The organism is Burkholderia sp. MSMB1078WGS, assembly GCF_001528895.1.
Classification (GTDB): domain Bacteria; phylum Pseudomonadota; class Gammaproteobacteria; order Burkholderiales; family Burkholderiaceae; genus Burkholderia.
Window position 1 is genome coordinate 1 of sequence record NZ_LPDI01000028.1, and the last position, 11,346, is coordinate 11,346.

Annotated in this window: 7 protein-coding genes and 4 pseudogenes; 4 read left to right on the plus strand and 7 right to left on the minus strand. The window is 62.3% G+C overall.

Going from position 1 to position 11,346, the window contains the following annotated elements; genetic code table 11:
* A partial coding sequence (locus tag WT24_RS06645; protein ID WP_156441729.1) for an IS256 family transposase occupies positions 1–555 on the plus strand: 555 nt, incomplete at its 5' end.
* A 266-nt stretch (positions 556–821) separates the two neighbouring features.
* On the opposite strand, the pseudogene WT24_RS34835 reads toward WT24_RS06645, so the two are convergent.
* The 5 genes and pseudogenes from WT24_RS34835 to WT24_RS06665 form a co-directional block, all read right to left on the minus strand.
* Positions 822–1,163, minus strand: a pseudogene (locus WT24_RS34835) (transposase); the annotation flags it as partial.
* 32 nt (positions 1,164–1,195) lie between these two features.
* Positions 1,196–1,810 (minus strand): annotated as a pseudogene (locus WT24_RS35235) (metallophosphoesterase); the annotation flags it as partial.
* A 299-nt stretch (positions 1,811–2,109) separates the two neighbouring features.
* Entirely contained in the window at positions 2,110–2,538 is a 429-nt protein-coding gene (locus WT24_RS32270) for a hypothetical protein (RefSeq protein ID WP_082742114.1), read from the minus strand.
* Between the two features lie 102 nt (positions 2,539–2,640).
* Complete coding sequence (locus tag WT24_RS06660) at positions 2,641–3,795, minus strand: YhcG family protein (RefSeq protein ID WP_060032159.1); 1,155 nt, start codon at positions 3,793–3,795, stop codon at positions 2,641–2,643.
* Positions 3,792–4,070 carry an HU family DNA-binding protein gene (locus WT24_RS06665; RefSeq protein ID WP_059571965.1) on the minus strand — a complete coding sequence of 93 codons (279 nt, stop codon included), beginning with the start codon at positions 4,068–4,070 and terminating at the stop codon, positions 3,792–3,794. The genes WT24_RS06660 and WT24_RS06665 overlap by 4 nt, the downstream gene beginning before the upstream one ends.
* A gap of 515 nt (positions 4,071–4,585) precedes the next feature.
* Between WT24_RS06665 and WT24_RS35240 the strand changes: the two genes are divergently transcribed.
* The 3 genes from WT24_RS35240 to WT24_RS34205 all read left to right on the plus strand — a co-directional run bounded on the left by WT24_RS35240 (position 4,586) and on the right by WT24_RS34205 (position 9,528).
* Complete coding sequence (locus tag WT24_RS35240) at positions 4,586–6,592, plus strand: transposase (RefSeq protein WP_257127440.1); 2,007 nt, start codon at positions 4,586–4,588, stop codon at positions 6,590–6,592.
* Positions 6,586–7,626: an ATP-binding protein gene (locus WT24_RS06675; RefSeq protein ID WP_156441759.1), complete on the plus strand. Its 1,041-nt coding sequence runs from the start codon at positions 6,586–6,588 to the stop codon at positions 7,624–7,626. Before WT24_RS35240 ends, WT24_RS06675 begins: the two co-directional genes overlap by 7 nt.
* 840 nt (positions 7,627–8,466) lie before the next feature.
* A complete protein-coding gene (locus tag WT24_RS34205) occupies positions 8,467–9,528 on the plus strand; it encodes a hypothetical protein (protein ID WP_156441760.1) in 1,062 nt (353 codons plus the stop codon).
* A 542-nt stretch (positions 9,529–10,070) separates the two neighbouring features.
* Here the strand turns inward: WT24_RS34205 and WT24_RS32285 are convergent.
* A pseudogene (locus WT24_RS32285) lies at positions 10,071–10,268 on the minus strand (HU family DNA-binding protein); the annotation flags it as partial.
* A gap of 546 nt (positions 10,269–10,814) precedes the next feature.
* A pseudogene (locus tag WT24_RS32290) lies at positions 10,815–11,267 on the minus strand (porin); the annotation flags it as partial.
* Between the last annotated feature and the right edge of the window lie 79 nt (positions 11,268–11,346).

The following is an 11,346-nucleotide window of genomic DNA, read 5'->3' on the forward strand; positions in this document are numbered from 1 at the left end:
CGCGGCGTTCACGACATCCTGATTGCCGTCACTGACGGGCTCAAGGGCATGCCCGAAGCGCTGGCCGCCGTATTCCCCGCCACCACGCTGCAGACCTGCATCGTCCACCTCATCCGCAACAGCCTCGATTACGCCAGTTGGAAAGACCGCCGGGGACTGGCCGCGGCGATCAAACCGATCTACGCCGCGCCCAGCGCGGAAGCCGCTCAGGCCGAACTCGATGCGTTTGCGGATGGGCCGTGGGGCCAGAAATTCCCGACTGTCAGTAGCGCGTGGCGCAACGCCTGGGATCGCGTGATCCCGTTCTTTGCGTTCCCTCCGGGTGTGCGCAAGATCATCTACACGACGAACGCGATTGAAAATATCAACTCGCAGCTGCGCAAGATCATCAAGACCCGTGGCCACTTCCCGAGCGACGAGGCCGCGACCAAACTCATCTGGCTGGCCTTGCGCAACATCACCGCGAATTGGGGAAGTGCCGCGCATGACTGGAAGACGGCCATGAACCAGTTCGCTATCCTTTACGCAGATCGATTCGTTCGGCCTTCCGTGTAATTACTCAACCTGCCTTGAACACGGAAATCCTGACACCCCCGACGTAGCAGTAACGACGACGGTGGATCACACTGATATGCGCGGGTTGGGTACCGCATTACAGAGGTCCGTCTCATGAGCCTGCCGCTCTCTAATGGCGCAAATTGGACATACCTTGCCTTGCCTGTTGCCTAGTTGAACCGCGGGTTGCTCGAGTACCGGGCTACGCCGCCTTCAGGAAACTCTCCGTGATGATGCCCATCAATTTGCAAATCCTCGTTGGCGTATCAGACACTGCGCGGGGACGTCGCCGTCATTGCGAGACGAGCGATGTCCCAAATAAAGCCAACCAGTTCGCGCGCGACGGCGACGATCGTGATGCCGGCGTTCTTGCCGCGCGCTGCCAGCTTGCGGTACCGCTGGCATAACCGAACCTGGGCGTCCCAGGCACGGTCGATAACCACTTTTGGTAGTCCCTCATGTCGACGTTGAATCTGCGGCCCGACGCGAGCTGCATGCCGGTAACTCCAGGCGGCCTCGACCAGCAACTTACGGGCGTAGCTGTTGCCGGTTTTGGTGATGGCTCCCTGGCGTCGCTTGCCGCCGGACGAGTGTTCGGATGATGGCACAGTACCAGTGTCACTACATCGGGGTCAGGCCTTAGCACTGTCTGCCTCTCTCCGAGGAACAGCTTCCCGGGCGTCTTGTCGCGGCCGCCTCCCCCTGAGAGAAGCGTTGACGTCAGACCAACGACCTTCAGCTTGACATCCTGTTCGAGATCGAAGTGCTGCGTCCAGAATGGGCGCTCCGGGAAGACATTACACTGGAATTGCGCCGCAAACTCGTTATACGCCTCCATCGGCCGGAAAAGTGCCTGCGCCGACGCTGCATCACCAAGCTGCCGATGTAGCTCGCGGTTCCTTTCATGGAAACCGTTCTTACCGGCCACCGCCTCTTGCGCATTTGAGACGGAAACCTGAGCGCAAGTGTTCCAGTCGACGTCATGGTTACCAGGTACCGTCAGCACCCTCGATTCGGGGCATTGACAAATCTCGGCAAGCTTCAGAAGCCAGTTTTTGGCAGCGGCATACTCCCCTGGCGCCGCCTTATAGGCGATATCGCCCCCTACCAGAATGATGTCGACGCCAATGCCGTCGTCGCACAGTTCTGCAAGATCCTCTTCGAGACGAAGTCGAAACGCTTCGTCGGGATCCATGTCAGGCGTCAGACAAATCGGCGTCTGAAAGTGAATGTCGGAGATGTGTAGTATGCGCATCGCGCAATGTTACACAAACTTACACAAACAATCGTTAGCAATCTGTGGGGCCGGGTTCATTAGTCAATGTCACTCGGTCGATCCGGATTTGCGGCCCTTGTTAACCCGACAATCCGTCCACAGCTTACTGAGAGAGGTCCTGCTCCTCACGCCCTGACGCGCTTGCTAGAGTTTCTACGTAGAAACTGTCGACTACGGGTCCACACACGGATTACACATTGGTTGCGCCAACTCACAAATTTACCCCGTGCATATCAACCACCGGCGTATTCGCCGCACCAGGCAGAAAACGTTCAGCATCAGTCCGATTCGATCGGCAAGTTAAAGGAAGGCATGCCAACATGCTGCACCTGCTCCAGCGCTTCAAGATAGCGATGGACCGGCACCGCAGCAAGTTGCTTATCATGAACACGAAGCAACGCTTCGAGGGCAGTCCGTTCCGCGTCTGTCAAAGTCCACTTGCCACCCCGCTCTGCCCGCGCAATGCATTGGTTGAGTGCGAAGTCCGCGGAGCGATACAGTTCCGCTTCGCCGTCGGAACGCAAATAGAACGCGAGCGCGAGCATATTGGACAGCGTGGCGATCGACTCAATATCACCACTGCCGCCGCAAAGCAGTGCAAGTGCGAGGTGGTGTTTGAGTGAAAGACGACGGACCTGGTCAACCGGAAGAGGTAGTAGTTGCGCCTTCGTCAGTGGCCGTCGGCGCACGGTAGAGTGTTTTCGCATAGCTCAATTGCCGTGCCAGCAACATCAAATTTACCGGGCGACCGCATCATCGTATTCGCCCATCCGCGCGTATTTAAGCACCTCGGAACCTCGGACGGGACGTCACGCCTTGCGGCCCCGGCGCTCCAGTTCGACCCTGGTACGTTCCAATTCTCGCGCGAACGTGGCCTCATCCGGGAGGACCGTCTGATACTCCGCTGCGAGTATCTTGTTCGGTAAGTTGTCGAGTGCATAATGCGCCTCGGCCGCGCCTTTTTCAGCACACAGAATCAAGCCAACCGGGGGGTTTTCGCCGGGCTTCATCCAATGTTCTCGCGCGTAGTTGAGGTAGAGATGCATCTGCCCCGCGTCTGCATAGCTGAAGCGCCCGACCTTCAAATCGATAATGAGCAGGCATCGCAAGCGCCGGTGAAAAAACACGAGATCGACTCGAAACCAGGTGTCATCGATCCGTAGACGCCGCTGCCGACCTATGAACGCAAAGTCATCGCCGAGCTCGAGGAGGAAATCCGCCAAGTGCTGGATCAAGGCCGCTTCGAGATCCGACTCCGAATATTCGTCCTTCATGTCAAGAAATTCGAGGACAAACGGATCGCGGATCGCTTCTTCAGGCGATAGGAGATCGCCGGGCTGCGTTTCAGCTGCCTTTCCGAGCAAGGATGCCTTGTTGCGTGACAACACCAGCCGCTCATAGAGCTGACTACTGATCTGACGGTCAAGCTGTCGCACAGACCAGCCCTCACGTAGCGCTTCGGCCTCGTAAAAGTCGCGAGCAGCTTGCGCTTTCACCGCGAGGAGGCGAACGTAGGCGGACCAGGGCAACGGAAAAGCCTGAGCGATAGAATTTAGCTCAAACGCCACGCCCGGCGGCGCCTTCACCGCCGCCTTGGGTGATTTTGCAGACGCTGTCGGGACAATCCGGGCGGGCGTGGATTGTGCAGACAGTGTCTGCACAATCCGATCCGCGGGCCACGTCAAGTAAAAGGCGCGCATCTGCGCGAGATTGCGCCATCCGAAGCCGCGACCGAATCGCTCTGACAGATCCGCGCCCAAACGGCGGATCACCGCCTCGCCATAAGCGGCCCGTCCCTCCCCGCCCTGCTCGAACTCAACGATTCGTCGCCCGATCTCCCAATAGGTCGCCGTCATCAGGGCGTTCACCGTGCGAGCCGTCGCTTCGCGCGCCGACGCGACTACATCAGCAATTTCACGGTGCAGTCCCGCATAAGCGGCCTGCCCGACATCACGCTGCGTCACAGTGCGTTCACCACGTCCTTGAACGCCTTACCGGCGGTGAACTTCACAGTATTCGCGGCCGGGATGGCAATCTCCGCGCCCGTCGTCGGATTACGTCCCGTGCGGGCAGCGCGCTGCCCCTGCGAAAACGCGCCGAAACCGATCAGCTGTACCGATTCGCCGCGACTCACCGCGTCCGTGATCGCGTCCAGGACCGCCTGGACAGTCTTGCTGGCGTCGGTTTTGCTGACGCCAGCGCCCGCTGCGACCGCGTCAATGAGTTCCTGCTTGTTCATGAACAGCCTCGGCAACAAAGTCAAAGCTGCACCCTACCTCATCCCGCTGCACACACGCAAATCGCTGACCTCCGCCCCACCACTGCCTGCAGCGGCCAGCGCTCACACAACTCTCGGGCAGGTGCGGGTGCCATCACTGGCGCCGACTACGTGGTCCGGCTTCCGGTGTCACACAACCTGACTGTTTCTCCAGCCGAATCTGCCCGGCCGACCTGCGCGGACTACGGCATCGGTTCGTGCCGCGTCTCCTGCCTCCCGTCTGCCCGCCACCGGCAGTCGGGCCTAGACTCAACTTTAGTTTGGTGAGCTCCCGCTTGCACAATTAAAGTTGTAACCGTCATGCCGCATTGCAGCAATCTCTCATAACACCTTATCCTGCAAAGCCCGGAGGCTCAATCCCGTTTCAACTAAAGTTGTGTCTATCGTGTCGTTCGACGTCAACTAAAGTTGTAGCGCAACGCGCGATTTCAACTAATCTTGTGTCGTAATGGTCGACGCGGTGGCGGAGGCTCGGGATGACACGGCGCTCACGGTTGCGGGCAAGCAATCCAGCCAAGGACGGCGAAGCCGAGCCGCCGGGCGACGTCGATCTGGAGGGCTGGCCAGCAGTCGACCCGCTGGCGCTGCCTGCTGAGCGCAGCGCCCTATATCTGCGGCGCGAGCGCGCGATCCGCCTTTACCTCGAGGGCGTAACCGACAGTCAGATCAAAGCGGCATGCGGGATGGGGCGCGGTCAGGCTTATCGACTGCTGACCGAGCGCTGCCTCAAGCCGCATCCTGACGGACGTATCTACGGCTGGCGGGGCCTGTTACCGCATGCCCGCGTGAAGGCCTACGAACGCACGGCGCCGCTGGCTCTTAACGCATGGAGCGGCGGGGCCGTCGGCGCACTGCAATGGGTGTTCGAGTCGCCTGCGGGGCGCGGATTCGAAGACAAGTTGCGCGAACGCATTCTCGGCAAACGTCCTGCACTTGAGGCGTCGCGCCGACCGCGCATGGCGACTTTTCGCTGGTTTCTCGCCGAACTGCGCGCACGCGGTTTCGAGCGCCGCGGCGAATGGCCGTTCAACGTCGAGAAGCGCGGTTATGTGACGCTGACCCACTACATCGATCGTATCCTCGCGGCGCACCCGGCACGGGCGCGCGAACTGGCCGGCGGGCCGGAAGCAACGCGCAAAGCGCGCGCCGGTGATGGCACGCGTCGGCCGCCGCTGGCCCCGTTCGAGCGCGTTGAATGCGATGCGCATAAGCTCGATGCCCGCATGGTGGTCATGCTACCGTCTCCGCACGGCGGCGCTGAACCGCGCATGATTCACCGCCTGTGGGTCATCGTGCTGGTCGAAGTGGCCTCGCGCGCGGTGCTCGGCTATCATCTCAGCCTGCGACGCGAGTGCTCCGCCGAAGACGTGCTGCGCGCGGTGCGCTGCGCCCTCACGCAGTGGACTCCGCGCGACCTGCAGTTCAGCGACGCCGCGTACGTACCGGGCGCCGGCCTGCCGTCGCATGTTTTGCCGCAGCTCGCCGGCGCGTGCTGGAACGAATTCAGCGTCGACGGAGCGCTGGCCAACATTTGCGCGCGCGTCGAAAACGTGCTGCGCGACGTGGTCGACGCCAGAATCGTCAAGCCGCAGGACCCTGCAAGCTACAGCAGCCGACGCAGCAAGGACGACCGGCCGTTCGTTGAGTCGTTCTTCGGGCGCCTAGCGTCCGGTGGATTTCACCGGCTGGCGACCACGACCGGCAGCGCGCCCGCCCACAGGCACGGCGCCGATCCCGATGCTGCGGCCATGTCGACGCATTTCCAGCTCGAGTACGCGCAGGAGTTGCTCGACACGCTGATTGCGAACTACAACGCCACGCCGCACTCGGGACTGGGCTATCGCAGCCCACTCGAGCAGCTCGCATGGTTGATGGAAACCGAGACGTGGGCACCTCGCCTGGCCGATCCGAACGCAGTGCGTCGCCTGGTTGGCGTGCGCAAGCAGTGTGCGTTGCTGGGTGGAGTCAAGACGGGACGCCGGCCGCATTTCCATTTCGCCAACGCGCGGTATTCAGCCGAGTGGCTGTGCCTGCGCACTGACCTGCTCGGTCAGGCCTTCTGGCTGCAGCTCGACAATGAGGACGACGCGCGTTTTGCGACGGTTTCGACACAGCGGGGCCTGTTTCTCGGCGTGGTCCGCGCTGCACCTCCATGGCATCTGTCGCCGCATTCGCTGTACGTACGCACGGCGATCCGTTCCCTTGAAAAGCGCCGGCTGCTGCATCTCGCGACCCACGGCGACGCGGTTGAAGCTCTTATCCAGTATTGCGAGGCGTCGCCCGGTGGCAAATTGCCGGTCCACCCGGCCTATCTTGAGGCGCGGCGTATTCTGCAACTGAATGCGGAGCGGACGGCCGCGCAGTCGATGGTCAGCCTGGCCAAGCGCCCGGAGACGCCGGCCGAGAATGGCGAGGTGGCATCCGCCGCGCCTGCGCGCACCAGCGTGCCTTTGCCTCCGATGCGTCGAGCTCAGCAATGGTAACGCCCGCCGGAACCCCAGACCCGCTCGTGGCGGCCCACGTGCCGCGCGATCATCCGGTCGTGACGCGCGACTACCCGCTGTTCACGATCGCGATTCACGACATGGCCGAGCATATCGGCAGTTGGCTGGACGACCAGATCGACGGCGCGACCATTTTCGGGCCGTCGCGCTTCGGCAAGTCGAGTGCCGTCGACCACTGGCTGCAGCGGCTGCTGTCCGAGCGCCATGGAGGTTTCGTGCCGTTGGTGATCTGGAGCCACACGGATTCGGGCAGCAGCCAGGCCGTCGGCAGCTTCTACGCGCACCTGCTCGATGCGAGCGGCCACAGGCTCGCGCAGGCGCGGCGCAGCCCGCTCGAGCGGCAAACCATGCTGGTCGAGCGCTGGATCGAACTCGCCGCGCAGGGCGGCGGACGCTTCCTGGTACTGGTGATCGACGAAGCGCAAGGCATGAGCCAGCGCGAGTGGCTGTGGCTGGTCGAATTGCACAGCTTGCTTGAGAAGCAACGCATTCGTCTGTGCGTGTTTTCGATCGCGTCGCTGCAGTTCTTCGACGAACCGTTCGGCCTCGCGCTCGCGGGGAGCGCTCACGTCGCGGCGCGCTTCATGTTGGCCGCCGAGCCATTTCACGGCGTTCGGACGACCGACGAACTCGCCTATGTGATGGGCGGGTACGACGACGGCAGCGAATGGCCGCCCGGTTCGGGGAAGTCATTCACCGCAGGCTTGGCCCCACGCCCATGGGCTGGCGGCTTCCGAATGGAGCATCAGGCTGCCGCGCTGATGCAGGCGATGCTTGATACGCTGCCGCCGCGCTACGCGGGACCGATCGACTTCCCGATGAAAACCGTTGCCCAGGCGTGCCGCCACGTGCTGCTGCGCATCGCGGGCGGCGCCGACGTTGATGCCGTGACGACCGCGGAAGCGTGGGGCACGACCGTCCGCGATTGCGGTCACCGGGAACTGATGGCGCTCATCTCCGCCACGGCGATGTTGCGGGGCGCGCACGCGCGTGAAGAGGGCCCTCATGCCTGAGCCCAGCCTGACCTGGCACGCGGGCAGCATACTGCCCTACGCATCGCTCTGGCACACGGTCCTGCGCGCCTGCGCACTCAATGCGCTGCACCCGCGTGATCTGCCATCGACGCATACACCCTCGCCCAGGGCCGTGCACCTCCTGGACAATCACGCCGGCAACCTCGACCTTCACGCATTCGCCGACCAGCTCGGCGAGTCGCCCGCGGCCTTTCGGTGGGCAACGCTCGATCCGTTACCGTCGCCGCTGCGCGCCGCGCTCGTTCAGGCGCGACCGCGCCTGTGCCTGGCGTGCCTGACGGCGGGATATCATTCCGCGCTGTTTTCCGTCGACCTGCTCGGCAGATGTCCCATTCATGGCTCGCTGCTGGTTGGGAGGTGCTACTGCGGCGCACCGTTTCATACGACGCTGCGATCCATTGCCGACTTCGGCACCGCCGGCGCCTGCCGATGCGGCCGACTGCACTTCTTTACGCGTGAAACGTGCCGCCGGCCAACTCTGGCGCCGGAGATGACGCATGCGCTTGATCCCTTGGCGGCCTGGCTGGAAGCCCTGTCGAAATTGATCCGGCCGGGGCGGCTCGACGATGCATTGCTGCGACGGGATTCCGATAGTGTGCGCTGGCTGGTGACCACAGCGCGCACGCTCGGAGTGACCTATCCCGCGTGCCTGGACCCCGTCGGGCCATCAGCCCCTATCGTGGTGGTTCAGCTCGGGACGCGTCCGGGGAGTGCCTCGAATCCCGTCCCGCTGCGCCCGAAAGAGGAGCGGTCGTTGTACTGGCGAGCCTGCCGACCACCACGGTATACCGGGCGCTCGCGCGTCACGTGCGCCGGCATATGGCACCCGGCGGCAATCGGTGGGTCGCTCGCTTCATTGACTCCGGCGATCCGCTCGTGGTCGGCCAGCAGGTACGCGCATGTGAGCGTGCGCGACGGGCGTTTGCCGACATGGTCTGGGCGCACACGATCGAGGCCGAGGTCGAACGACGTCGCTGGCCGGACCGGCCGCCGCCGTACGGTGAGGTGGCTCGCTTTACTGCGCACGTCGTGGCCGGCAGTCAGGTACTCGGGGGCCGAGGCTTGGCGGCTCCTGTGCGAGCTTGGCTGGAAGGACATGCGGCACGCGTCAATCTGGCAACCATCTGGCAGGCCGCCGAAACCCGCGCAACGGCGGCCGCCTGTTCGGGCGTCGCCGCATGGGACAAGATCACGGACGATACGACGGGGTGCAAGCGCATCTGGCTCGCGCGCGCCGGGCCCGACGGCTTGCACTTTGCGGCGCCGGCGACAACGCACTGGACACCGATGCCGTACGCCGACAAGGCAACCCGCCGGACTCAATACGCCGCACGTCGGCAGGCGCGGCTCGAGGCAATGTGGGCGGCTTGTCGTGGTGCCTGTCTGAGTTGGTCGGAGGACACCGGCTGGCATGTGATCGACGCGATCGCCCCAGCGGACGACGACATACGAAGGCGGCGCCTGCTGGGTGTGAAGGAAGGTCGGCCATGGTGCTGGCTCTATCGCGCCGGAGATGGGCAATTCGTCGCCCGCTGGGATCAGGCTCGCCTGCAGGTGCTGGACGGGACACCGGCCGCAGCCATCGCATCACTACGACGGTACGCGCGCGATTACCGGCGGGTTTGTCAGGTCGACCTGCCCGTCGCCCGGTCCATCCCGCTGATCGAACCCGAACACATGGATCCCCGCCTGACCGCGGACTACCGAAATTTCGTGGCGGTCATCCGCTACCAGAAAGGGTTTTGGCGGGACGCCGCGGTATTGGCGGACGCGGCCCGCTACTACCAGCGCACCCAGGCCTCACGCGGCGGGCCGCCCGGTGATTCGCCGTGGGTCAAATGGGGACGCCAGCGGGGCGGCTGGAATCGCATGCGCGGATAAAACCGTTCATCACGACAGCTCGGTTTTATCTCGAAACTCGGCCCGGAAAACTCGTTGGAGCAGCTCCGGCACGGTTGTCGGACCAGCGGGCCGTCGATAGACACATCTTTAGTTGAAATTTAGACACAACTTTAGTTGTGCAAGCGGGAGCGCCCGTCGAAAATGAAGATGTCCCGAAATGAAGGGTAACATAGCCCTCAATATGTTCCCCTTCGTTCCACAGGCCTCGCCTCGGAGCCACCCCTTCTGCGCAGTGGTTCACGACATCCATTCGTTGCGCTAGCCATATCCCGACTCGCCTTCTACAGTTTCTAGAAACTGTCGGAATGCTTCGAGTTCGTCGTAGATTGTGCAGACAGTGCCTGCACAATTAAATAAGGGTCGAATTAAAAAATGCGCGCATTGCTCTAAATTTCTGCCAACAGAAGCCTTGGGGCAAGCGCTCTGACTGTGCATGCCGTGGACGCGCCGGTACGGTGACTTCGGCAATTTCACGATACAGCCCGCCATAGACTGCCTCTGCCCTCGGGCAGCGTCATGGGCTACTCACCGCATCCTTGAACACCTTGCCGGCAGTGAACCACGGCATTTGCCGCTGCAATGGGGATCTCAGCGCCTGTCGTCGGATCGCGACCGGTACGGGTGGCACGCTGCCCTTGCGAGACCGCGCCGAAATCAATCAGTTGTACCGCTTCGCCGCGACTCACTGCGTCCGTGATGACATCCAGCACCGCCTGGACAGTTTTGCTCTCTTCGCTTTTACCGGCGCCCGTGCCAGCAGCAACCGCGTCGACGAGTTCCTATTTGTTCATTGACGGTTTCGCTCCTAAAGTCAAAGTCGCACCCTACCGCATCCGAAGATCAACAAACAAACCGCGGGGCCAATGCGGGGCACCCATCCCAGTCCGCCCACTTATAGTCGCGGTCACGAGACAGTTAGCGGTGAGCCCACGACGCATCAGCGTCGGCTCTATAACTCATGCCGGCGCTGCGCCATCGGCGCCGGCACGCCGAGAACTCGCGGGGGACAGCATGGAACAGGAATTTTCCGACCTTCCGCGGCGTTTTAACCGTGATAAGTCGTATGTTTTATCACGATTGCATTTAACGACCGAAGAATGGGCCTATGCGCGTCGCCGACGGGCGAGTTCATACCTCATACGAGCGCGCACGTCGCACTGAAATGCAACTACGTAGTGACGCCGCCTGGCACCGCAGGTCGAGGCTCGTCGCCCCGGAATGATTGATGAATGGTTCTGCTCTCGCCCCGTAGCATCGTAGGTGGATCAAAATCGCATCCGCATTCCAGCCCCCAAGCTATTACCCGACGATGCGCCCGTGATGCAGTCGTAGCGCCACGCTGCATAGACATCCGTGCGTTTCGATAATGGATAGTCGTATCCCAAGGCGAGCGTCGACCAGCGGAGCGCGGAACCAACGGCGGGACGTCGGCGCGTACCCGCCCACGAGATCAACACATTGCCCGTGCCGATTCGAGCGCTTGCCCCCATCTGCACTGTGTCGTCTTTTACTTCACTGTTGTTGTCGACGTGTTCGTACAAAAACATGAGCTTCATCGCATGGAGTCGATAGGCGCCCCCGACGAGCCAAGCAGTTTGTGCTGTCGCTCCGTTAAGAAAAAGCGAGGCGGTGTGCAGACTTTGTACTGCTGCGGTTGCCGAAAACGGGCCCGCAAAGTAAAGCATATTCGCACTGTAGTTCGCCTGTCCCGCGTGCCCCATGAACCGCTTGGATTTCTTGGACAGTGCCGAGCGTTAGTGTTCGGTCTTTCTGAACCGCTTGGATTTCTTGGACAGT